Here is a 25008-nt window from a genome sequence, read left to right as displayed (position 1 = left end):
CAATTTTATATCGCTAACTTACACTCAATAATCAAATAACTTTTCTTCAACTTGCTCTATTTCGACCATTAATTTCTTGATAAAACGTAATTTATCAGTAGTTAATGAGGCTTGAGCCCATTGTTGCTCATTGAGTTCTTTTTCTAATTGCATCAAGATAGATTGCTGTATATTTTCTATTTCTGAAGTAAACGCAGATAATTCATCTTCATTTTTTTCTGCCTCAATCTCTTCTAATTTTTCTCGCCATTCCATCTGCTGCATTAAAAAAGTGACATCATTCGTACTTTTCTGCTCAACATCTTGCTCTGCATTCGTATAATATTGAATAATCGCTTCCGCTCTTAAGATGGGATTTTTTAACACTTGTAATGCATCATTAATTTCTGCTGACTTTTGCATAGCCAATCGCTGCTCTTGAGCTGAGTGTGCAACAAAATTATCAGGATGCAATGACTTTTGTAAGGAGAGATAACGCTCAGAAAGTAAAGTCGTGTCTACGCTAAATTGTACTGGCAACTCAAAAAGTGAAAAAGGATTTAACATTTTATGCTCTCCTAAACATGGAAACTTTCACCACATCCACATTCATTTTTGACATTAGGATTGCTATATTTGAATCCTTCATTTAATCCTTCTTTGACATAATCTAATTCTGTGCCATCTAGGTAAACTAAACTTTTAGCATCAACAATAATCTTTACGCCATGCTGTTCAAATACTTGATCATCTTCATTTAATACATCAACAAACTCTAAAACATAAGCTAAGCCAGAACAGCCCGAAGTTTTTACACCTAACCGCAAACCAATTCCTTTGCCTCTATTATCTAGAAAAGTTCTTACTCGATTTGCGGCGGTTTCTGTCAAAATAATACTCATACTTTATCCTCTGCGAATGAATTAAATCAAAATACCAAAATAAAAGCGGCCAGATCTTGCAAAAAAATCACAAAAACTGACCGCTTATCTAAAAATTATTTCGTATTTTTTTCTTTATAGTCAGCAATCGCTGCTTTAATTGCATCTTCAGCTAAAATTGAACAGTGAACTTTCACTGGTGGTAATTCTAATTCTTCTGCAATTTGACTATTTTTAATGGATGCAGCTTCGTCTAATGATTTACCTTTTACCCATTCTGTAATCAAAGAGCTTGAAGCAATCGCAGAACCACAGCCATAAGTTTTAAAACGTGCATCTTCAATGATACCACTATCATTTACTTTAATTTGAAGTTGCATTACGTCACCACAAGCTGGTGCGCCAACCATACCCGTTCCAACATCCGCTGATTTTTTATCTAATGAACCCACATTTCTTGGGTTCTCATAATGATCGATAACTTTATCACTATATGCCATTTTTAAATTCCCCTCTTGTAATTAGTGGTGTGACCATTCAATTGAATCAAGGTCAATACCCTCTTTATGCATATCCCAAAGAGGTGATAAGTCACGAAGTTTAAGTACTGCTTGCTTAACAAGATCAATCGTATAATCAATCTCTTCTTCTGTTGTCCAACGTCCTAATGAAAAACGAATTGAACTATGTGCTAATTCATCATTGCGACCTAATGCTCGAAGAACATAAGATGGTTCTAAACTTGCTGATGTACATGCCGAACCAGAAGAAACTGCGATATCACGTAATGACATCATCATAGATTCACCTTCAACAAAGTTAAAGCTGATATTCAAATTGCTATCAACTCGTTTGCCTTCTTCCATTGAACCATTGACATAGACTTCTTCCATGTCTTTAAAGCCATTGTATAAACGGTCACGCAATGCTTTAATTCTCGGCATTTCTGTTGCCATTTCTTCCTTGGCAATACGATATGCTTCACCCATACCCACAATTTGGTGTACAGGAAGTGTACCTGAACGCATACCACGCTCATGACCACCGCCATGAATAATTGCCTCTAAACGTACTCTTGGTTTACGACATACATATAAGCCACCGATACCTTTAGGCCCATATAATTTATGGCTAGAGAATGACATTAAATCAATATTTAATGCTTTCACATCAACAGGTACTTTACCGACACTTTGCGTTGCATCTACATGGAAAATAATCTTTCTTTCTCTACACATTTTTCCAATTTCGGCGATTGGTTGAATAACACCAATTTCGTTATTCACATGCATAACGGAAATTAAAATAGTATCTGGACGGATCGCTGCTTCTAATTTTTCCAAATCAATCAAACCATCTGCTTCAGGATCTAAATAAGTAACCTCAAAGCCTTCACGTTCTAATTGACGACAAGTATCTAGTACTGCTTTATGCTCTGTTTTAACAGTAATAACATGTTTACCTTTTGTTTGGTAAAAATGTGCTGCGCCTTTTATTGCTAAGTTATCCGATTCTGTTGCACCTGACGTAAAAACGATTTCTCTTGAATCTGCACCAATTAGGTCTGCAATCTGATTGCGAGCAACATCAACTGCTTCTTCTGCTTCCCAACCAAATTTATGTGAACGAGATGCAGGATTACCAAAAATCCCATCTTTGGTCATATATTCCATCATTTTTTTTGCAACACGCTCATCCATTGGCGTTGTTGCAGCATAATCTAAGTAAATTGGTAATTTCATTGTTACTCCTGAACGATAAGTAAGATTACATTAATTTGAATCATTACTTTTTAGTGGCTGTGATCATGGCAGTGAGAGATAGCACAATTGTGATCACTATGCTCTTCAATCAATTCTTCCAAGGTGATTTTATGTAAAAATCCTTCTATCTGATCCTCTAATCTTTCCCATAAAGAATGGGTTAAACATAAATTATTGTTACTGCAATTACCATTACCTTTGCATTTTGCGACATTAATGCTTTCATTTACAGCAGCAATAATCATACCAATATTAATTTCTTGAGGTGATTTACCTAATTGATAACCACCACCAGGGCCTCGAACACTATTAACGATGCCTTCCCGACGTAATTGAGCAAATAACTGTTCTAAATAAGAGAGAGAGATAGATTGACGTTCAGAAATATCCATTAGGCTGACAGGCAATGACTTGCCATGTAGCGCAATATCCAATATTGCAGTAACTGCATAGCGTCCTCGAGAAGTTAATTTCATACTTCAACCTTATATTTAAGAATGACTAATCAATAATGTAAATTCTATATACCATACTAAATTAGTCAAGTATTTTGAAGGAATCACAGAAAGGTTTTGCAAATATGTAAAATAGATTTTATCAATAAATACTATTTATTAACTGTTGTTAAAGTAGAAACTAACGAGTTGAAAGTTGAAAAATCATTGCTTCAGCTTGGCAACTAAAATCAAAATTAGCCTGTAATTGGTATCCACTTTCAGTTTTAACAATGTCACTAGTAATAGAACACGGATCTGACTCAGCGGCTTTAGCTTTACTTGTCAGATAAGATAATGCATCTTCTGCTTCAGATTTTTCACTATATATTTGGGTAAAATTGACAGAACAATCACTATTATCAATCACTGTCCCAACATCCACACAACAACACATAGGACTTTCATTTGCTTTATATTCAGACATATTTTCTCCTAAAACCGATATAAAATACTACCGTCATTAATTTTACTCTCCTTATAAAATAACATCAAATCCAATTATCAACCTTTTTAATAACTGGTCGGAACTCTTCTTATTTCCACTGAATTTCATTGATTGACTACAAGTAAGTACCTAAAATCATAGTGATTTGTTTACTCTATTTAATAACAACATAGTTTATTAAAAATATTCCTAATAATTAATCTTAAGGGGCTTTATGACAAAGTTTACTCAAACAACTATCGCATCTTTATTATCTATTTTTGCAGGTGGAGCATCAGCAGCAGCATTTCAATTAGCAGAAATTTCAACATCAGGGTTGGGTCTTGCGTATGCAGGTAATGCTGCTGTAGCAGATAATGCATCTGTAGTTGCCAGTAATCCAGCATTAATGACAAAATTTAAAAATATTGAAATTTCAGCTGGTGGTGTATTAGTTGACTCAGATGTGAATATTAATGGAAAATTCACTTCGTCTCCTGCTACTGCTAATCAAGAAAATATTGTTCCAAATGCAGTTGTTCCAAACGCATATATTGTAGTACCAGTAAATGATCGTTTTGTTGTGGGTGGAGGAATGAATGTTAACTATGGCTTAAAGTCAGAATATACCCCTAACTACAATGCTGGTTTCTTCGGTGGGAGAACAGAACTATCAGCAATTAATCTAAATCTTAGTAGTGCCTATAACTTAGGTTATGGTTTTAGTATCGGGATTGGGCTTGATGTTGTTAAGGCAAAAGCTGAATTAGAAAGAAATTTAGGATTATTAGGTAAAGCTGTTGCTCTTAGGGCGCAACAAAACGCACAACAAGCTGCTATGGCGGCACAACAAGCTGGAACTGTAGCACAAGAATACCTTAATGCTGGACGTACCCAAGAAGCACAAATTGCAATGGCACAAGCACAGCAATTTGCAGCACAAGCAAGCCAAGCAGCAGTAATAGCAAGAAATTATGCTTCAATAGAAAATAAAACTATCATTCACAAACTAACTGGAGATAAATGGGCTCTAGGATGGAATGTAGGATTATTATACGAACTTAATCAAGCTAATCGTATAGGGGTGTCTTATCACTCACCAATTAAAATCAAATTTAAAGGTGAATATTTAAACACAGTATCAATGCCTATTCCAAATGTTGTAGAAATGGATAATATAACTGGTGGAGTAACAATGCCTGGAGCATTAACTCTTAAACTACCATCATTTTGGGAAATTTCAGGCTATCATAAATTAACAGATAAATTAGCTTTTCAATATAGCTATAAAAGAACAAATTGGAGTACATTTAAAAGCTTAGAAGCAACTAGCCTTCAAACTGGAAATACCTTATTCCATAAAACTGAGAATTTTAATGATGCATCAAGAATTGCGGTCGGTTTTTCTTATGATTTCACAGAAAAATTAACTGTACGTACAGGTATTGCTTATGATGAAACCGCAAGTATTAGCAATCCATCTATTTCTATTCCTGATACAGATCGTACATGGTATTCAATTGGGGCGACATATAAATTTACACCAAATATTTCTGCTGATCTAGGTTATTCATACCTCAAAGGAAGCAAAAATAACTTTACTGAAGATGGGCTTGTAGAGTTTAAAACAACCGCTAAAGCTAGCCTTTATGGTTTAAATATTAACTATAAATTCTAATTTACCTTATAAAGAAAGACCAAGTTTAAAAGCTTGGTCTTTTTTTATCATTAACCCAACATACTACTGATATTCAATTTAATTACAACGAACTAAAGAAAATAATTGTGATGATAATAGGAATAATATATTTCACATAATTAAACCATAGCAATGTAAATAATTTTCCTGCTCCAAGCTCTTCTTTTGCTTCATCTTTTAAAACAAAACCAACAAAGATGGCACTACCTAATGCAGTCAATATAAATAGAATATTGCCACTAATATAATCAAAGGCATCAAAAATACTTTTTCCCATGATAGTGACATCTTTCCATCTGCTGTCTCCTAATATAGAAGGAATATTCCCCAAAACAAAAATAGCACCTAAAGTGACTAATATCGCCATTTTACGTCCCATTTTAGTTTTTTCTTGCAGCGCAGTAATGATCACTTCACAAATAGTTAAGGAGGTAGTCAGTGCTGCAACAATCAGTAAACTAAAGAAAATAATCGAAAAAATAGTACCGCCCCACATATGAGAAAATACGATAGGTAAACTTTGGAAAACTAACGTTGGTCCAGAATTTGGAGCAATACCAAAACTGAATAATGAAGGGAAAATCATAAAACCTGCCAATAAAGCAATAAAGGTATTTAATACCCCCGTAATCATGGCTGTTTTTACTAAATTCTCTTTTTTATCTAAATAACTCGATAAGGTAATTAATACGCCAAATCCTAAACTCAATGCAAAAAATACTTGTCCTAAGACAAAAACAAACAGCTTCGGCGTAATTTTTGAGAAATCAGGCATAAGATAAAAGCGAATACCTTCCATTGCACCAGGCAAAGTGACATTTCTAATTACCATAATAATCAGAAAAATAAATAATAAAGGCATTAAATATTTTACGGACTTCTCAATACCATCCACAATTCCTTTTGCAAGAATCACATAATTTACAATAACAAAAATTGCAGTATAACCAATAATGGCAAGTGGACTATTAAAGATACTATTTTGAAAATAAATTGATGCAGTATCAACCGAAATAGGTGATGAAATATCTAAAGCTCCCGTAATAAAGCTAATAATATAATTAATGACCCATCCACCAAGAACCATGTAATAAGCAAGAATACCAAACGCACCTAATAATCCCATATAACCTAATATTTTCCATGCTGGATGAATATTACGACCATTTATTCTTCCCGAAAAAGCATCTATTGCATTCACTTTAATTCGTCGTCCAATTACATTCTCAACCAGAATCATTGGAATTCCAATTACAATCATAGCAAGACAAAAAAGCATAACATAAGCGCCACCACCATTCTCACCTACAAGATAAGGAAAGCGCCAAGTTGCACCGAAGCCAACAGTAGCTCCAGCTACAGTCATAATATATGCCAAACGGTTTGACCAAGACTGTCTTTCTATACGATTTTGTTGTTCTATCATTTGTACTCCAAATAAAATTCTTGTAATAACTAAGAAAAAAGTGCAAAAAGTTCATCAACCTTTATACGAGAATGTGACTTCTGCCCAATGTGTCGTTGCACTTTAAAAGTTGTAAGTTCAGCATTTTTATATATTTCTCTAGTGAATGCTGTATCATGATTAGAAATTAGTACGGGAATATTTTTATCTTTTGCCTTTTCAGCATAATATGCTAATAATTTTTGGTTCTCTAGACTAAATCCACCGCCGGCATATTGTGTGAAATTACTTTCTTGCTCAAGGGGTGCATAAGGTGGGTCACAATACACAACACAATCTTCCATATTCTCTAAAAGATATTCAAACGTTTGCTCAAACCCAGCGCAAATAAATATTGCGTGTTGAGCTTTCTCTGCAAAATATCGGAGTTCTTTTTCTGGGAAATAGTGCTGAGCATATGAGCCAAAAGGTACATTAAACTCGTGTTTCTGGTTATAACGACATAACCCATTAAAACCAAATCGATTTAGATAGAGAAATAAGACCGAGCGTCTAAATACATCATTTGATGAATTAAACTCTTGGCGACACTGATAATAAAACAGAGGAGTATTGGCTTGAGAATTTTCAAAAAGCGATTTTGCATCCGAAAGATAACTCTCTACATCTTGTTTTATAATATTAAATAGATTGATAAGATCGGGATTAATATCAGCTAGCACATAACGTTCAAATTCTGTATTTAAAAAAACCGATCCAGCCCCAACAAATGGCTCAACTAAGCAAGATTTATTTGGTAAATGACGAGCAATATCTTCAATTAAGCGATACTTTCCTCCTGCCCACTTCAAGAAAGCTCTTTGCTTAGTATTCATATTTACTTAATTATTCAACAAAATGAGAAATAGCTTGTATCACTTTATCTTCTGAAACATTTGTCGCGATATAAGCAGAGCCGAGAGACTTTAATAGAATAAAACGTAATTTACTACCCAATACTTTTTTATCACGTTTCATATAAGGTAAATACTCATTTGAAAGCATACCATCTGGAGAATATGTTGGTAAATTAGCTCTAGCAAGTAGCAATTCTAGTCTAGCTACTTCTTTTTCCGTAATATCGCCATTCAAATGAGATAATGCAGCTGCCTCTAACATTCCGACTGCAACAGCTTCACCATGTAACCAATTTCCATATCCTAAATGAGCTTCAATTGCGTGCCCAAAAGTGTGTCCAAAATTTAATAAAGCACGTTCACCATTTTCTTTTTCATCTTTTGCAACAACCATCGATTTTAGCTGACAGCAACGCTCAATACAATATGCAAGCAGTGATGATTCTAAGCTCACAAGACCATCTATATGGTCTTCCAACCATTCAAAAAATTGAATATCAAAGATTGCACCATATTTAATCACTTCAGCCAATCCTGCACTAATCTCTCTTTTGGGTAAGGTATTTAGTGTGTTGATATCAATAATTACAGAAATAGGTTGATAAAATGCACCGATCATGTTCTTACCTAATGGATGGTTAACTGCCGTCTTTCCTCCTACGGATGAATCAACTTGTGCTAATAATGTTGTTGGAATTTGAATAAATCTCACTCCACGCTGATAAGAAGCTGCTGCATACCCAGCAATATCACCAACTACACCACCACCTAATGCAATAATTGTTGTATCTCTATTATGATTTTTTTCAAGTAAAGTGGTAAAAATTAAATTTAATGAATCCAGTGTCTTATACTGTTCACCATCTGGTATAAGAACATGATCAACAATACATTCTAATTGGGATAGTGTGTTTTCAACTGTTGCAAGGTGATATTTGGCAATTGTAGGGTTGGAAACAATCATTACTCTATCTCCAGATTTGAGCGGATAAAAACTCTCAATCTTATCTAATAGATTTTCACCGATAGAAATAGGATATTTCCTATCCTTTAGCTCAACATCGACTGTTAACATTACAACTCCCTTTTCATTATATTTATTGCAAATTATCGATCATTTCAATGATCTTAGTTGCAACAACTTTTGCTGTTTGTTCATCTGTCTGTAAGGTAATATCTGCGATTTCTTCATACAATGGATTACGTACTTTCGCAAGCTCTTGTAAGATCTGATAAGGATCTTCATTTTGTAGCAATGGTCGCTTTTTATCTCGCTGAGTACGCTCAAATTGTTTATCAACGGATGTTTCTAAATAGACCACGATACCACGAGCAGATAAAGCATTACGATTGTCCTTAGAAACAACAGATCCCCCTCCTGTCGAAAGAACTAATCCTTGAGAATGCGTTAATTCATTAATAACCCGCTCTTCACGCTTACGAAAACCTTCTTCCCCCTCTATATCAAAAATCCAGTCAATATCAGCACCAGCTCGTTCTTCAATTACAGCATCAGAATCTAAAAAATCCATATTTAGCATTTGTGCTAGCTGACGCCCAATTGTACTTTTACCTGCTCCCATAGGACCGATTAAAAAAATATTACGTTTTTCTGCCATTCTTTTTTTCTTTTCATATTTAAAGATTAATAACCTAATTTGTGGTAAAAATGTCGAAAAAACAGACCGCTTGTAAAAACAAGCGGTCTGTTATGAGTTAAAATTTACAAAAAAGTGATTATAAATAATACACTTATATACTAATTAAACCACAAATCGCCCAAAGAGAAAGATGGATGCCATTATCGCAATAAACCACCCTTCTTTTCAACCTAAACTGTACCTATCTCGTAAAATTTAGAATAATTCTTGGCTCCCTGTTCCATTTGAGGTTCCTGAGTTCGGTAATCCTAAACGAGGGTTACCATTATCAATTTGATAACCTTTCTCAATAATAAATCTTCTTGTTGGTTCAGTCCCTTTAATAAAGTATTCAGTCAAACTATTACCTAAAAATCCTGTAGATGCATCAATTTTTGCAGTCACAATATTTGGTGGCAATATTTCTTTTCTTTCAGATTTATCTTTTAATGCTGATTTCATATAACCAATCCAAGCGGGTAAAGCTGTTTGTGCTCCTGCTTCTCCTCTACCAAGATCACGCTTATTATCATCGAAACCAACATAAACAGTAGTAACTAAATTAGCACCAAATCCTGCATACCAAGCAATTTTTGAATTATTAGTTGTCCCAGTTTTTCCACCAATATCCTGACGTTTGATTTGACCAACAATACGATGCCCAGTCCCTCTCCAACCTTGACCTGGTTCACCAGTAATCGCTGTATGTAAGGCGCTCCTCATAAGAAAAGCTATTTCACCACTAATAACGCGTGGAGCATGACGTTTTTCTTGAGAATTCAATCCAGACTCTACCATTAAACTTGGCATCTCGTCTTTTTGAATCATATTTATATCAAGGCCAGGAATAATATCTGTTACATCATCTATATTAACATCATGAACAGGCGATTCTTCAATTTTAATAAAGTCAAAATAATTAGGTTCAGGATAAACAACAGGAATATCATTACAAGTTAAACAAGCCATAGCAGGATTCGCCTTAAATATTTCCTGACCATTTCCATCAACGATACGCTCAATTAAATAAGGTTCAATCAAATAACCACCATTATCAAATGTGGCATATCCTCTAGCCATTTCAAGAGGAGTAAAAGAAGCAGCACCAAGCGCCAAAGCTTCCGTTGCTTGATATTGTTTTCGATCAAACCCAAAACGTTGTAAATAATCAGCGATATAGTCAACTCCTGCCATTTGAACTGTTCTAACCATCATGACATTTTTTGATTTACCCAAACCTACACGCAAACGCAACGTACCTTCATAAACATTAGGTGAATTTTTAGGTGACCATGGCTTTTGCCCCTTCTTTACAATTGTAATAGGTTGATCACTTAAAGTCGTTGCCAAACTTAATCCCTTATTTAAAGCAGCTGCATAAATAAATGGTTTTATAGAAGAACCAACTTGCACCAAAGATTGAGTTGCACGATTAAAACGGCTTTGTTCGAAACTAAATCCACCTACAATGGCTTCTATTGCACCATTATCACTATTTAATGAAACTAGAGCAGAATTTACCTCTGGAATTTGTCCTAATTCCCAATTTCCAGATCTATCTTGTTTAACCCAAATTTGTTCTCCTGTATGAATTACATCACTGACAGAAGTAGGAGTTTTCCCTTTAGCTGAGTCACTAATAAATTTTCTTGCCCATTTCATACCCCCTAATTTTAGCTCTACTTTTTCGCCATTATTCAATAAAATATTGGCCTTGTCTTTTGCAGTACTTAACACTGCAGCACCAATAAAAGGTATTGAATTTGGTAATTTACTCAAGTGATCAATAATAGTTTCTTCATCCCAAGCTTCTTCATTTGGTTTCCAAAGTTGCTCTGCACCTCTCCAACCATGACGGCGGTCATAATCAATTAAATTATTTCGTAGAGAGTTTTGCGCTTCTCTTTGATCATCCGACAAGACAGTGGCATATACTTGGTACCCCTTAGTGTATGCTGCTTCTTCACCATACCGTTTTACCATTTCTTGACGAATCATCTCTGTCACATAATCTGCTCTGAATTCTAAAGATGCGCCATGAAATTTCGCATTAATCGGTTCAGCTTTAGCTTGTTCATACTGCTCTTGAGTAATTTTTCCTACGTCTAACATTCTTCCCAATACGACATTACGACGATCTTCTGCCCTTTTCACTGAAAATAATGGATTCATTGTCGATGGTGCTTTAGGTAATCCAGCAATAATTGCAATTTCAGATAAAGTTAACTCATTTAAATCTTTTCCAAAATATGTCTTAGCTGCGGCAGCAACACCATAGGAACGATAGCCCAAGTAAATCTTATTAAGGTAAAGCTCTAAAATTTCATCTTTAGTTAAGTTCTGCTCTATCTCTACAGCTAAAATAGCTTCTTTAATTTTTCTTTCTATTTTTCTTTCAGGAGAGAGGAAAAAATTTCGAGCTAATTGCTGAGTAATGGTACTCGCACCTTGTTGATCTCCATTAGCAGAACGCCATATAGCACGTAAAATACCTTTAGGATCAATACCTTTGTGTTCATAGAAACGAGCATCCTCAGTTGCAATAATTGCATCAATTAAAGCTGTAGGAATGTCACTCAACTTAACAGGAATACGACGTTCTTCACCAACCTCACCAATTAATTTTCCATCAGCAGTAAATATCTGCATTGGTCGCTGTAATTCTACAGTTTTTAAAGTTGCTACATCTGGTAAACCTTGTTTGAAATGCATGTAACCTAAACCTGCAACAATGCATCCCAGAATAAATAATGTAAGAAAACTACTAAATATAATTTTTACGATCTTCATCGAAAAAGACCCTTTTAACAAATGACTAAAACTAAATTTGCACCCAATATATGCAAATACTTTGAATAAACAGGTTAATTATAAGCTAAAACTTAACAAAAAGCTGTTTTTATCGCTTAATCTTTTATAAATAACGAGTAATCATGCTGAAAAAACTCTTAAACATCAATATATCAGAATCCACAAGCACTCCTATACAAATAGGTATTAGTGAAAATGATCTCTATTATTGTGTGTTATATATACAAAACAGAACAATACGCACTCTTTGGGTAAACAAATCCAAATCTTTAAAATCTACGTTGCTTGATATACAAGATAGCGAGGATCTCCCCAAAAAAGTTACGATCATCAGACCAGTACCTCATCACTATATTTGGCGAAAATATGTCTTTTTCCCTCATCATTATTCTGATGAAATGTGCTATAAGAAAATCATAGAAATTCTTAAGATAGAACTTCCTGTCGATTTAGAGGATGTCTTTTTTGACTATTATGTTGAAAAAAATCACTCTAAATCAGCAATCAGAACAATCATTTATGCATTACGTAAAGAATTTGCTCACTCCCTATTTATCAATGAACTCACAATTTTAGATTGTGAATTATACTGTTACTTAAGAGCATTCCACTACTTATCCTCTGTTCCATACGATACTGTACACAAAAATTACTATAAGTTCAGAAATTCTATTGTTCAATTCCAATTAGATAAATTACTCATACAAGAAAATGGTGATGTACTAAATGTTCTAACGATAGAACACATAAACGAATCTGAGAAAATTCTAGACCTCGATATGTATTTATTAGCATTGGGAGCATGTTTATGGAATGGCAAGGTATAAATTTAACCGATCATAATGCTAAAAAATGGGTTAATAAATCCAAATCAAATATATTAATAATGGTAACCTTTATATTTACTTTATTCACCTTTACTTATTTTTCATATATATATCAAAGAGATATATATTTAGACTACATAACTATAAAAAATAAAAACATAGCATATAAAGAAAAAATGAAAGAAATAGAAAATAATATTATAAGCATTTCCAAAAAAAGCACCATAAGAAAAGAATATATCCCAAGAGAAAAAATTTCAGAATTAACAAATTATCTAAAAGAAATAAAAACATCTGGTTCTTTATCAACCGTTGAAATACATAAAAATAGTGATCAAACCCTACTTGTCTTAGAGGGCAAAGTAAATAACAGAGAAGAATTCAAAAAAATAGAAGAACAATTAAAGACAAGAAAGTATAAATATACTATTGAGAACTTTCAAACAATAGATGATCATAGAATATTATTTTCAATATCAATACATTAAAATAAAATTATGCAAAAAACATTAAAAAAACTGTATACATCACCAACAAAGAAAAAATATAAAATAATTAACATTATTAATAAAAAACGTATACAGATGATATTAATTATAATGCTGATAACGATTACCTTATCAGCAACAAACTACTTTAGATTAAAAAACATGCTAAATAAAGAACTAGAAATACAGGAAAGCTATCAAGAAAAATTAAAAAATAAGTCAATAATATTATCCAAAGCATATAAAAAAAACCAAGAAAAAAGCAAAAAAACTGGTAGTATATCTATTATTGATAGTAAAATTAAAGAAATAATAATAAAAAATGGAGGAAAGTTAAATAATTTACAATGGTATTTTGGTGATAGCCAAAAGATAAATGTAATATCAACCCAAAACAGTAAAAAATCTATCAACATCATACAAGATATAAATAAAATAAAACACCTAAAATTTACTGAACTAATATTATCCAAAACCGGTATAAATAAATCTATCGAGTTAGATATAACATTAACAATTATCCCCTAAGGAAATTATATGCAAAAAACCATTCTTACTTTTCTTTTTATTATATTAAATATCACTATAGCTTATGCTGATCCATTCTATGATGAAGAAGATATAAATGAAGAAGTTAAAAAAAATGAAGAAATTATACTAAAAAATGAAAAATCTCATTTAAACTGTAATAAAGAGGACAACCTAGAAACTATAAATATAGTAGAAAAATTTCAAGAATTAAAACTAATAGGGATCATTAGTATAGATGATAACTTTACAGGGCTCTTACTAAATGATGCTTTAAGAATTATTGAGCTAAAAAAAGATCAAATGATAGAGCCGTCAAAAATACAAATTATAGATATAAACTCAAAAGAAATAGAATATATAGATTGGGGTAAAAGCAATAATTGCAAAACACCAATAAAGATAAAATTAGCCATATAGTAATAGAGGTAAAATGAAATACTTTAATCTAATCACCATATTTTTTATTCAGACTGCATTTTCATCATCAATTACTATCTCTTTAAAAGATGCCCCAACAAAAGAAATACTCTCTTACCTTGCTATAGAAACGGGAAATAATATTATTGTAAAAGATAATATAGACTCAAACACAACTTTATACATAAAGCAAAGTGATTTTAATAAAATTATCAATCAGATAGCAATAATAAATAATTTGTCCATACATAAAAATGATAATATCTATATGGTTTCAAAAGAGGAAAAACCTCTGAATACCTTAGATGACAATCTTAATCAAAGTGTTCCTAATATTACGAATATTCCAGATACTTCTATATTTCTCAAAACAAAAACAATCAAGTTATATCATTCTAAAGCCTCAAAGATTATTGAATCTATCACAAAAGGTAATGGAAATATTTTATCTGAAGCTGGCTATTTGCATTTTGATGATAGAAGTAATCAAATCATTATAAAAGATACTGAAAAATCAATTAACACTATATCTCAATTGATAAAGCAACTTGATATGCCAATCCCACAGATAGCAATCGAAGCTAGAATAGTGACTATTAGCAGTGAAAACTTAAAAGAATTAGGTGTTAGATGGGGGCTATTTTCTCCCACGGATCAACATCACTCCTTTGCAGGAAATCTTGAAGGGAATGGAAGTGTGGTCAATAATCTTAATGTAAACTTTCCTGTCAGCAATGCTGCCTCTGCTGTTTTACAAATTGCGAAAATCAATGGCAGAGTGCTTGATCTAGAACTAAACGCATTAGAACGTGAAAATCATGTTGAAATTATTGCAAGCCCTCGTTTATTAACCACGAATAAGCAACAGGCCAGTATTAAACAAGGTACTGAAATTCCTTACGCTATTTATGATAAAAAAAGCGAAACAACAGATGTTGAATTTAAAAAAGCCGTACTAGGCTTAGAGGTTACTCCTCAGCTTTCTAGAAATAACCAAATTTTACTGGATTTACTTGTCACTCAAAATGCCCCTAACAGCCAACAAGGTGTAAATGAACTCACAACTATAGATAAACAAGAATTAAAAACACAAGTGATTGCTCATCATGGTGAAACCATCGTATTAGGAGGAGTATTTCAGCACCTTATTTCAAAAAGTGAAAATCGAGTACCAATATTAGGTAGTATTCCTGTTATAAAGCATCTATTTAGTCAAAGTAGAGATAAAATATCAAAACGAGAACTCATTATATTCGTCACACCTTATATCATAAACCCGCAATCAACAGTAAAAATCAAGAAATCTGCGCATAAATGAGATGAACTATGATAGAATGCTCGGCTATTTTTAATCTTAGGTAAATACTGAATATTTACGCTATAAATTTGAGGTTTTATGAAAGTTTCTCCACGTCGTCGCGCAAGAGAATGTGCAGTTCAAGCAATTTACTCTTGGCATATTTCACAAAATGAAATTGAACAGATTGAACTATCCTTCGTTACTGATCAAGATATGAAAGGGGTTGATATGCCTTATTTCCGAAAATTATTACGTGGAACAATAGAGCATATTGAAGATATTGATCTATCACTTCTCCCTTACTTAGATCGTGATGAAAATGAAGTCGATCCTATAGAACGTTCAATTCTACGTATGTCTGCTTATGAATTACAATATGAACTGGACGTACCTTATAAAGTCGTCATTAATGAAGGTATAGAAGTAGCGAAAGTATTTGGCTCAGATGATAGCCATAAGTATGTAAATGGTATACTAGATAAACTTGCTATTAAAATTCGCAATAATCGTTAAGGATTAAACATGGGTGAATTTGATCTAATTGCAAAATATTTTTCAAAACATAAGCAATTATCCCGCGAAGATATCATGTTATCTATTGGGGATGACTGTGCAGTTACCCAAATAAAATCAGGGCAAAATATAGTAATTACAACAGATACATTAGTTTCTGGCACGCATTTTTTGCCAACCATATCACCCTCTGATTTAGCTTATAAATCTGTAGCTGTTAACCTTAGTGATCTCGCAGCAATGGGATCTACTCCTCTGTGGGCATCTCTTGCCCTTACCCTTCCAAATATTGACAATGATTGGTTATCTGAATTCAGCAATAGCCTATTTAATATTTTAGATCACTATAATGTTGCTCTAATTGGTGGAGATACAACTAAGGGGCATTTATCTATAACATTGACTGTTCAAGGTGTACTTGAACAAAATCAAGGGTTATTTCGACACAAAGCACAAGTTGGAGATTTGATTTTTGTTTCAGGAAATATAGGTGATAGCGCAGCAGGATTAGACTTATTATTAAATTATTCAGAAAATAACTATAGTCAAGAAGAGCAATACCTTATTCGCCAACATCTACATCCTATTTCACAAGTAGAATTAGGAAAAGTATTAACTTCATATAGCCAATGTGCGATTGATATTTCTGATGGACTCATTGCAGATCTCAAACATATTTTAAATCGTAGTCAGTGTGGGGCTGAAATATATATTGAAAATTTACCGTTATCATCAACACTTGTTGCACGCTATGGAAAAAAACAAGCTGAACAGTTTGCTTTAACAGGAGGAGAGGATTACCAATTATGTTTCACAATCTCACCAGAAAAACTGAAGACGCTAGAAAAAGTATTAATGGAAAAAGGGTTTAACTGTACTTGTATCGGAAAAATCACGAATCAAGTTAATGAAGTAAAATTATTCGATAAAGGCAATGCAATTATATTGCCTCAACATATTGGTTTTGATCATTTTAATAAATAGTCATGAAATTTAATTTAAAAAATCCCATTCATCTGCTTGCTGTAGGTTTTGGATCCGGTTTAATTAAACCAGCGCCAGGCACATGGGGATCTCTACTAGGCACGTTAATTGCAATATTGATATGGAATCTCACCGCTTCCACTACATTTTTTGTTATTTTTACCATAGTATCGTTCTCATTAGGTTGCTATATCTGTCAAAAAACAAGCGACGATATACAAACTCATGATGATGGACGTATTGTTTGGGATGAAATTGTCGCTATATTTTTTATATTCAGTTTTCTACCACAATATACTGTCACTTATTACATTCTAGCTTTTATTATATTTCGTATATTTGATATTTGGAAACCTTACCCAATTCGCTACATTGACAATCATGTTTCTGGCGGGTTAGGTATTATGCTTGATGATATAATTGCAGCAGTCTATACTAGTTTTACTCTATACTGTTTTTTTAGGATTTTATAAATGTGGACAATATTCTTTGTACAACTAGCAGGATTAATTAGTCCTGGTCCTGATTTTTTATACGTCACCCGCAAAGCGATGGGAGATTCTAGAAAAAATGCTATATTAGCCAGTTTAGGCATAACACTTGGTATTGCCTTCTGGTCACTACTTGTTTTATTTGGATTAGCTGTAATTAATAATACCATCCCTAACTTTCAATACATCTTAATGTTATTTGGGGGAGCTTACTTAGCTTATGGCGGATTAAAGATGGTGCAAGTCACCAAAAATACCCAACTCTCAGATAAAAAAACTGAAGAAAAACAATCGATCTGGAAAGAAATATTAGGTGGATTACTGATAAATCTTTCTAATCCAAAGATCATCATCTTCTTTAGTAGTGTTCTTTCTGGTTATGTATCCAATTTATCAAGTATACAAGATATTTTATTGGTTCTACTTATATTAACAGGTAGCGGCTTTGCTTATTTTACGCTTGTTAGTATTCTATTTTCCCATCATAAAATTCAATTATTTTATACTAAATACAACCATTATTTAGATAATATAGCAGGGATTGTGTTTATAATTTTTGGTGTGAGTTTAATTTATGAAGGACTTATAACTCTATTCTTTAGCTAAAAGAGAACGAGAAATCCGAATCAATTGATTCGGCTTTTTGATAAAATGATATAAAAATAGAGAAAAGGGAGATAACCTACTATATAAGTACTCTATCCTTGATTTCATACTCATAAGGAACTTGAGCCTTATCATTGAAGGTTACAAATTCCCACGAACTTTGAGTAGCTAATACTTTACGAAGTAATTTATTATTTAATCCATGACCTGATTTATATGCACTAAAATCACCTAAGATATTATGTCCGCACATAAATAAATCGCCGATAGCATCTAACATTTTATGTCTTACTAGCTCATCTTTAAAACGTAAACCATCTTCATTCAAAATACGGTAATCATCTAATACAATTGCATTATCTAAACTACCACCTAATGCAAGTCCCATTGATTGAAGATATTCAACATCTTTCATGAATGTAAAAGTTCTAGCACGACTGAGTTGCTGAATAAAATTTTGAGCAGATAATTCCATCTTATAATTTTTTACATCTTTAGTAATCAATGGATGTTGGAAATCAACTGTAAAATCTAATCTTAACCCATCATTATAAGGCTTAAACTCCGCCCACTTATCGCCATCTTCAACTCTTATTGATTCCTTAATACGAATAAACTTTTTAGGGGAATCTTGTTCTTCAATACCAGCATCTAGTAACAAATAAATAAATGGACTAGAACTCCCATCCATTATTGGAATTTCTGGTGCATCAACTTCTACAATTACATTATCCAATCCTAAAGCTGACATTGCAGCACTCAAATGCTCAACAGTAGAGATTCTCACACCATCATCATTCATCATACAAGTACATAAAGTAGTATCTCCAACCATATCAGCACTTGCAGGAAAATAAACTGCTGGTTCTAAATCTGTACGGGCATATAAAATACCCGTATTTGCTGGAGCTGGACGTAATGTCAAAGTTACTTTTTTACCACTATGTAAACCAATTCCAGTTACTTTTACCACTTTTTTAAGTGTTCTTTGCTTAATCATATTCTATCCTTCACTGGTATCAAACTATCGCTGTCCATTTCTCATAAAACCAGGTATTGAACTTGGTGAGAAAACTTGATCACTATCCACTTGTTGTGGCTTATGCGATGACTGTTGTTGATTTTGATGATTGAACTGATTCTGTTGCTGTGAATATCCACTACCCATATTATTTACAAATGAAGGAGAACCAATTTGACCTTGATGAGGCATTGTTTGTCCATGTAAATTATTCGGTTGTCCGCCCATATGTTGCTGTGGAGTTGCTCCTTGATTAGGGTATCCTGTCATTCTTGGAGGAACAATCTCTTCTGGTTGCCCAATCCCCGTTGCAACTAAAGTTACTCTAATTTTCCCTTCCATTTCTGGATAAAATGCAGAACCAAAAATAATAGCCGCATCAGGATCAGAAAAACTTGTTACATACTCCATAATAGTATTAACTTCTGCAAGTTCAATATCAAAACCAGAAGAAATATTAACCAAAATACCTTTTGCTCCTGATAAATCTACATCTTCAAGTAATGGACTTGCTACAGCTTCCTTAGCAGCATTTTCAGCACGATTCTCACCTTCCGCAATACCAGTTCCCATCATCGCTCGTCCCATTTCAGACATAACTTTCTTCACATCAGCAAAATCGACATTAACTAATCCTTCCGACGTAATCATATCTGTAATGCCTAATACGGCATTACGTAGTACATCATTTGCGACACCAAATGCTTCATTAAATTTAACATTTTTAGGTAGAACTTTTAGTAGTTTATCATTTTGAATGATAATAAGAGAATCAACATGTTTAGCTAACTCTTTAATGCCTTGCTCAGCGTAATTAGAACGTTTTCTTCCTTCAAAAGAGAAAGGCTTAGTAACAATCCCAACAGTTAACGCGCCTTCTTGTTTAGCAATCTCTGCAATAACAGGAGCAGCACCCGTTCCAGTACCCCCCCCCATACCTACAGCTATGAAAACCATATCCGCACCAGCAATCATGTTTGTTAAAGCATCTCTATCTTCTTCTGCTGCTTGATGTCCTACATTAGGATCGGCTCCGGCTCCCAAGCCTTTAGTTACTGCAGCACCAATCTGAATAGTATTTCTGACCACACTACTACGTAAAACTTGAGCATCCGTATTAACCGAAAAAAATTCAACACCACCAACGCCTTCACTCTCTGATTGACTTCCAACCATATGATTTAATGCATTACCACCACCGCCACCGACGCCGATAACTTTAATGACCGCATCTTGTGTGGTATCAAAGACAACTGGTTCAAACATGTTTATTCTCCCTAAAACATTAACTCTTACTGTTAATATCTATTAAAAATTCTTTTTTATCCAACCGATTACTTCAAACACTTTGCTTACAACGCCACTTCCTGGAATCGGCTGTTCTCTATCCTCACTCGGAGAGTTATAGTGGCTGTATTGTAGTAGTCCTAATACTGTAGCATACTGTGGCTTATTTACATAATCTGTTAATCCTGTAATATTTAATGGATATCCTATTCTTACCTGAGATCCAAATACAGACTTAGCACATTCTACAATATCTTCGATTTGAGAACCACCACCTGTCAACACAATTCCTGCAATTAATTCTTGTTTTATACCTTTTTGATACAATTCATTCCTCAATTGAGTCAATTCACTTGCTACAACACCTAACAGGTCCGTATAACACTGAGATGTAATATTGGACAACTGAGCTTTGGTAAAAGTTCTTGGTGCTCTACCACCCAATCCTGCCACTTCTATTTTCTTTTCAGGGAAATGAGAAGGTGGAGATACGGCACTTCCATATTGAACCTTGATATTTTCAGCTTCATTGCGTGATGTCGTCAGCATATGTGCAATATAATCCGTTACATTATTCCCCCCAAATGGGATAACTTTACTAAATCGTAACGCTCCATCAGTATAAACAAGCACATCCATTGTACCGCCACCAATATCAATTAAACATACACCGAGTTCTTTCTCATCTTCTGTCAAAACAGAGTAACTAGAAGCTAAACCTGAAAATACAATTTGATCAATTTTTAATTTACTTCTTTCTACTGCATTTTTCAAATTTCTCAACCAATCATTATGACAAGCAATCAAATGAACTTGAGCATGTAAACGCATACCAGATAATCCTAACGGATTTTTAGTTGCTGGTAATCTATCTACTTTATATTCCTGAGGAATAATATGTAACGTTTCTACGCCATCAGGAAGTTTTATTGAACGAGCCAAATGAATGGCACTATCTAGATCATCTGGTCTAACTGATCCTGATAAGGATGCTGAACCACTCTCATTTAATCCAGCAATATGCGCTCCAGATAAGGCTAGCGTTACTCCAATAATTTTACATTCTGAAATAGATTCAGCTTCCTCAATGGCTCTCTGTATTGATCCTACTACAGCATCTAAATCTACGACACCACCACCTTGTACACCTTTTGAAGGGCTTACACCAGATCCAATCACATTAATCACACCATCAGGTAGAACCTCACCAACAACAGCAACAATTTTATGTGTGCCAATTTCCAACCCTACAACAATTTTAGATTCTGCTACTTTCGTCATATTATCATCTATTCTCAAAATTATTATTTATCTTTGGATAAATCCTACTGAGGCGCCATGTTCATAACGTAAATCGACGTAAGATAAACGCTTTTCTTCTGGAATCTCAATTTCTGGAAAAATCGTTACAAATCGATCTATCTTGGGTAACCAATCCCCTCTTCCTAGTCGTAATTCAACTTGATTATCTAACACTATACTCCAAGATCCTCTAATATCCATAGAGATCGATTTAAGTACTAACTTACGTGATTCTAAATCTTTTTGTATTTTATACCAAGCATCTAATACTTTTTTTGAAGAAATATCAGGTCCATAAAATGCAGGGAGTTGTTCTGAATCAAATCTATCTTTAGGTAGATCAAATACAACTCCTTGCTGCGAAACTAAATGCTCATCATTCCAACGAGCAACAGGAACATGCTCTAACAAAGTAATACTTAATCGATCTGGATAAATTTTTCTAACAGAAACATCTCTTATCCAAGAGAGAGATAAAAATCGATCTTTTAACTCTTGAATATCTTGCCCAAAATACCCCTTCAGATCTGGAGCTTCAGACAAAACCCCTCGAATATCAGCATTTGTTGTAAATTTTGTTTTATGTGTCAATGCATATGATTTTATTGGCGAACTATCAAGTAATGATAACCAATTATTCCATTGATTATAAACACCATATGCAAGTATTAAACATAATACTACAATAATAGGTTTAATAAAATTAAACCAACTTCTAGAACGCTCAGGCTGACTCAAGTTAGTTCGAATCACTGAGGTTGGTTTCTTACGAAACACCTTTGCCATTAGATACTCAACTCCAATACTTTCTCAACCAATCGTTCAAAACTGTATCCAACTACGGCTGCTGATTTAGGGAAAATACTATGACTTGTCATGCCCGGTGAGGTATTTACTTCAACCAATCTAAACTGGCCTTGCGCATCTTCCATCACATCAATACGACTCCAACCTTTACACCCCACAACGTCATAGGCCGCTTTAACTAATTTTGCAACTTCTTGCTGACGTTCATCAGATAATACAGGACAAATATATTGCGTATTATCAGAAACATACTTTGCATGATAGTCGTAAAACTCACCATCAGGCACGATTTGTACAGCTGGCAATACCTCACCATCAAGCACAGGCACGGAATATTCCGCTCCCGCTAAATTTTCTTCTACAAGCACAATTGAATCATATTTAAGTGCTTCTTCAATAGCAGGGACTAATTGAGATTCCTCTTTTACTTTACTTACACCTACACTCGACCCTTCACTCGCTGGTTTTACAAATAAAGGTAATCCTAATTTTGCAATAATTTCTTCGGATCTTACCGCTTGTCCACGTCTAATAACTACCATATCAGCCGTAGGTAAACCCACAGCATTCCATAATAATTTGGTTCTGAATTTATCCAAAGTAACCGCAGATGCCATCACTCCACAGCCAGTATATGGAATACCCAACTGCTCTAATGCACCCTGCAACACCCCATTTTCACCAATGCCACCATGCAATATATTGAATACACGTTGAATCCCATTTTCTTTTAGTTTTTCAATTGGATAAGATTTTGTATCAATTCCTTCAACGTTATATCCAAGCTGTTTTAGTGCGCCTAAGACTGCTTCTCCAGATGCAAGAGAAACTTCACGCTCAGCTGATTCTCCACCAAATAAAACCGCTATCTTTTCATTTTTTAAATTCATTATATATAACCCTTAGACATTTTTTGTCGCAATATTTTTTTATAATTACTTTTTCCAATTTTCAGCCAAATCTCTGGATAATTTACTCACATTACCTGCACCTTGTGCCAAAATTAAATCACCATCTTGAATTAATCTATCGAGTACGTCTCCTAATTGAGATGTATCTGATACTAAAATAGGATCCACCTTACCTAAATTACGAATAGAGCGGCATAAGGTTTTGCTATCTGCACCGACTATTGGTACTTCGCCTGCTGGGTAAACATCTAACATCACTAAGGCATCAACTTGAGATAAAACCTGCACAAAATCATCAAATAAATCTCGAGTACGGGAATAACGATGAGGTTGGAATACCATGACAATGCGCTTATTTTCCCATCCTTGTCGTGCTGCCTTAATGGTCACATCAACTTCCGTAGGATGGTGACCATAATCATCAACGAGCATTACTTTTCCATTAGGGCGAATAAACGAACCTAACTGATCAAATCGACGACCTGCACCTTGGAAATCAGCTAAGGCTGCTAAAATGGCTTCGTTAGGAATACCTTCTTCCTTAGCGACAGCTAATGCTGCTGTGGCATTCAGTGCATTATGTTCCCCAGGGATATTAAGTAACACATCAATACGTTCGCCAGTTGGGCAAATCACAGTGTAGTGCCCTTGAAAACCTGTTTGATGATAATCTTCAATGCGATAATCAGCCTGTTCGCTAAATCCATAACTTATAACCTGACGACCAATTTTGCTTGCAATTTCCATCACAACTTCATCGTCAGCACACATTACGGCTAAACCATAAAAAGGCAAATTACGTAAAAAACGCACATAGGTGTCTTTCATTTTTTCAAAATCACCACCATAGGTTTCCATATGATCTGGCTCGATATTGGTTACAACAGAAACCATTGGTTGTAAATGTAAAAATGAAGCATCGCTTTCATCTGCCTCAGCAATTAAATAACGGCTTGCACCCAAATGTGCATTTCTCCCAGCTGACTTGACTAATCCACCATTTACAAAAGTTGGATCTAATTTTGCTTCCGTGTAAATCATTGAAATCATAGCTGTTGTAGTTGTTTTTCCATGAGTACCAGCAATAGCTATCCCATGGCGGAAACGCATAATTTCAGCCAACATCTGTGCACGTTGAATCACTGGAATACGCGAAGCCTTAGCGGCAACGACTTCAGGATTATCCTCCTTAATCGCACTCGAAATAACAACGACACTTGCCCCAATAATATTTTCACCATTATGTCCAATGAAAATCTCTGCTCCAGCTTGAGATAAATGTTGTGTTACTGGACCATCTGCAAGATCTGAACCACTAATTTTATACCCTTCATTAAGCAATACCTCTGCAATCCCACTCATTCCAGCCCCACCGATTCCAACAAAGTGGATGTGTTTGACACGACGCATTTCAGGTACTAATTTTTTAATTTTATCTTGGTAATTGTTCATGGGTTTGAATATTCCTTCAATATCTTTATGTGGATGCAGATTTACAAAAAAATCTTATTAACTTACCGCTTACTAG

The 25008-nt window shown here is 34.1% G+C and carries 27 protein-coding genes; 10 read left to right on the top strand and 17 right to left on the bottom strand.

Annotated features, from left to right (window positions below):
• Positions 1 to 24 precede the first annotated feature (24 nt).
• From hscB to A6A10_RS02995, 6 genes are all read right to left on the bottom strand, one after another.
• The gene (hscB, locus tag A6A10_RS03020) at positions 25 to 546 is read right to left on the bottom strand and encodes a Fe-S protein assembly co-chaperone HscB (RefSeq protein WP_121122112.1); all 522 of its coding nucleotides are present in this window, start codon (positions 544 to 546) and stop codon (positions 25 to 27) included.
• A gap of 11 nt (positions 547 to 557) precedes the next feature.
• On the bottom strand, positions 558 to 881 hold the full coding sequence (gene iscA, locus A6A10_RS03015; protein ID WP_121122114.1) for an iron-sulfur cluster assembly protein IscA: 324 nt from the start codon (positions 879 to 881) through the stop codon (positions 558 to 560).
• Positions 882 to 976: 95 nt separating this feature from the next.
• The gene (gene iscU, locus A6A10_RS03010; RefSeq protein WP_121122116.1) at positions 977 to 1360 is read right to left on the bottom strand and encodes a Fe-S cluster assembly scaffold IscU; all 384 of its coding nucleotides are present in this window, start codon (positions 1358 to 1360) and stop codon (positions 977 to 979) included.
• A 21-nt stretch (positions 1361 to 1381) separates the two neighbouring features.
• A complete protein-coding gene (locus A6A10_RS03005) occupies positions 1382 to 2602 on the bottom strand; it encodes an IscS subfamily cysteine desulfurase (protein WP_121122118.1) in 1221 nt (406 codons plus the stop codon).
• A 50-nt stretch (positions 2603 to 2652) separates the two neighbouring features.
• Entirely contained in the window at positions 2653 to 3099 is a 447-nt protein-coding gene (locus tag A6A10_RS03000) for an Rrf2 family transcriptional regulator (protein ID WP_121122120.1), read from the bottom strand.
• A 160-nt stretch (positions 3100 to 3259) separates the two neighbouring features.
• Complete coding sequence (locus tag A6A10_RS02995) at positions 3260 to 3544, bottom strand: YfcZ/YiiS family protein (RefSeq protein ID WP_121122121.1); 285 nt, start codon at positions 3542 to 3544, stop codon at positions 3260 to 3262.
• A 235-nt stretch (positions 3545 to 3779) separates the two neighbouring features.
• Between A6A10_RS02995 and A6A10_RS02990 the strand changes: the two genes are divergently transcribed.
• Positions 3780 to 5222, top strand: coding sequence for a porin (locus A6A10_RS02990; protein ID WP_121122123.1), 1443 nt, complete (start codon positions 3780 to 3782; stop codon positions 5220 to 5222).
• A gap of 82 nt (positions 5223 to 5304) precedes the next feature.
• Here the strand turns inward: A6A10_RS02990 and A6A10_RS02985 are convergent, their stop codons facing one another.
• The 5 genes from A6A10_RS02985 to A6A10_RS02965 form a co-directional block, all read right to left on the bottom strand.
• Positions 5305 to 6669 (bottom strand): sodium-dependent transporter, encoded by a 1365-nt coding sequence (locus A6A10_RS02985; protein ID WP_121122126.1) that lies wholly within the window; start codon positions 6667 to 6669, stop codon positions 5305 to 5307.
• Positions 6670 to 6698: 29 nt separating this feature from the next.
• A complete protein-coding gene (locus A6A10_RS02980; RefSeq protein WP_121122128.1) occupies positions 6699 to 7523 on the bottom strand; it encodes a Dam family site-specific DNA-(adenine-N6)-methyltransferase in 825 nt (274 codons plus the stop codon).
• A gap of 10 nt (positions 7524 to 7533) precedes the next feature.
• Complete coding sequence (aroB, locus tag A6A10_RS02975) at positions 7534 to 8619, bottom strand: 3-dehydroquinate synthase (protein ID WP_121122130.1); 1086 nt, start codon at positions 8617 to 8619, stop codon at positions 7534 to 7536.
• A 22-nt stretch (positions 8620 to 8641) separates the two neighbouring features.
• Positions 8642 to 9163, bottom strand: a complete 522-nt coding sequence (gene aroK, locus A6A10_RS02970; RefSeq protein WP_121122132.1) for a shikimate kinase AroK — start codon at positions 9161 to 9163, stop codon at positions 8642 to 8644.
• Positions 9164 to 9400: 237 nt separating this feature from the next.
• Complete coding sequence (locus tag A6A10_RS02965) at positions 9401 to 11974, bottom strand: penicillin-binding protein 1A (RefSeq protein ID WP_121122134.1); 2574 nt, start codon at positions 11972 to 11974, stop codon at positions 9401 to 9403.
• 302 nt (positions 11975 to 12276) lie between these two features.
• On the opposite strand from A6A10_RS02965, the gene A6A10_RS02960 reads away from it, so the two are divergent.
• From A6A10_RS02960 to A6A10_RS02920, 9 genes are all read left to right on the top strand, one after another.
• The gene (locus A6A10_RS02960; protein ID WP_147404742.1) at positions 12277 to 12822 is read left to right on the top strand and encodes a type IV pilus biogenesis protein PilM; all 546 of its coding nucleotides are present in this window, start codon (positions 12277 to 12279) and stop codon (positions 12820 to 12822) included.
• The gene (locus A6A10_RS02955) at positions 12804 to 13310 is read left to right on the top strand and encodes a hypothetical protein (protein WP_147404743.1); all 507 of its coding nucleotides are present in this window, start codon (positions 12804 to 12806) and stop codon (positions 13308 to 13310) included. Before A6A10_RS02960 ends, A6A10_RS02955 begins: the two co-directional genes overlap by 19 nt.
• A gap of 9 nt (positions 13311 to 13319) precedes the next feature.
• Entirely contained in the window at positions 13320 to 13838 is a 519-nt protein-coding gene (locus A6A10_RS02950; protein WP_121122141.1) for a hypothetical protein, read from the top strand.
• A gap of 9 nt (positions 13839 to 13847) precedes the next feature.
• On the top strand, positions 13848 to 14258 hold the full coding sequence (locus A6A10_RS02945) for a hypothetical protein (protein ID WP_121122144.1): 411 nt from the start codon (positions 13848 to 13850) through the stop codon (positions 14256 to 14258).
• A 13-nt stretch (positions 14259 to 14271) separates the two neighbouring features.
• Positions 14272 to 15576, top strand: coding sequence for a type IV pilus secretin PilQ (pilQ, locus tag A6A10_RS02940; protein ID WP_121122146.1), 1305 nt, complete (start codon positions 14272 to 14274; stop codon positions 15574 to 15576).
• Positions 15577 to 15654: 78 nt separating this feature from the next.
• Positions 15655 to 16071, top strand: a complete 417-nt coding sequence (nusB, locus tag A6A10_RS02935) for a transcription antitermination factor NusB (protein ID WP_121122148.1) — start codon at positions 15655 to 15657, stop codon at positions 16069 to 16071.
• Positions 16072 to 16080: 9 nt separating this feature from the next.
• Entirely contained in the window at positions 16081 to 17055 is a 975-nt protein-coding gene (thiL, locus tag A6A10_RS02930; protein WP_121122150.1) for a thiamine-phosphate kinase, read from the top strand.
• A 2-nt stretch (positions 17056 to 17057) separates the two neighbouring features.
• A complete protein-coding gene (locus tag A6A10_RS02925; RefSeq protein ID WP_121122151.1) occupies positions 17058 to 17528 on the top strand; it encodes a phosphatidylglycerophosphatase A family protein in 471 nt (156 codons plus the stop codon).
• A complete protein-coding gene (locus tag A6A10_RS02920; RefSeq protein ID WP_121122152.1) occupies positions 17529 to 18152 on the top strand; it encodes a LysE family transporter in 624 nt (207 codons plus the stop codon).
• A 79-nt stretch (positions 18153 to 18231) separates the two neighbouring features.
• Here A6A10_RS02920 and lpxC read toward each other — a convergent pair whose 3' ends face one another.
• The 6 genes from lpxC to murC are packed head-to-tail and all read right to left on the bottom strand — an operon-like array spanning position 18232 to position 24932.
• A complete protein-coding gene (gene lpxC, locus A6A10_RS02915; protein WP_121122153.1) occupies positions 18232 to 19152 on the bottom strand; it encodes a UDP-3-O-acyl-N-acetylglucosamine deacetylase in 921 nt (306 codons plus the stop codon).
• Positions 19153 to 19176: 24 nt separating this feature from the next.
• Positions 19177 to 20439: a cell division protein FtsZ gene (gene ftsZ, locus A6A10_RS02910; RefSeq protein ID WP_121122155.1), complete on the bottom strand. Its 1263-nt coding sequence runs from the start codon at positions 20437 to 20439 to the stop codon at positions 19177 to 19179.
• 42 nt (positions 20440 to 20481) lie between these two features.
• Complete coding sequence (ftsA, locus tag A6A10_RS02905) at positions 20482 to 21741, bottom strand: cell division protein FtsA (RefSeq protein ID WP_121122158.1); 1260 nt, start codon at positions 21739 to 21741, stop codon at positions 20482 to 20484.
• A 27-nt stretch (positions 21742 to 21768) separates the two neighbouring features.
• Entirely contained in the window at positions 21769 to 22548 is a 780-nt protein-coding gene (locus A6A10_RS02900; RefSeq protein WP_121122160.1) for a cell division protein FtsQ/DivIB, read from the bottom strand.
• Complete coding sequence (locus A6A10_RS02895; protein ID WP_121122162.1) at positions 22548 to 23459, bottom strand: D-alanine--D-alanine ligase; 912 nt, start codon at positions 23457 to 23459, stop codon at positions 22548 to 22550. The genes A6A10_RS02900 and A6A10_RS02895 overlap by 1 nt, the downstream gene beginning before the upstream one ends.
• Before the next feature lie 45 nt (positions 23460 to 23504).
• Positions 23505 to 24932 (bottom strand): UDP-N-acetylmuramate--L-alanine ligase, encoded by a 1428-nt coding sequence (murC, locus tag A6A10_RS02890; RefSeq protein ID WP_121122163.1) that lies wholly within the window; start codon positions 24930 to 24932, stop codon positions 23505 to 23507.
• Positions 24933 to 25008 lie beyond the last annotated feature (76 nt).

This window comes from Otariodibacter oris, assembly GCF_009684715.1.
GTDB classification, from domain to species: Bacteria; Pseudomonadota; Gammaproteobacteria; order Enterobacterales; family Pasteurellaceae; genus Otariodibacter; species Otariodibacter oris.
Note: the sequence above shows the minus strand (reverse complement) of the source record. Positions and strands in the feature narration are given on the sequence as shown.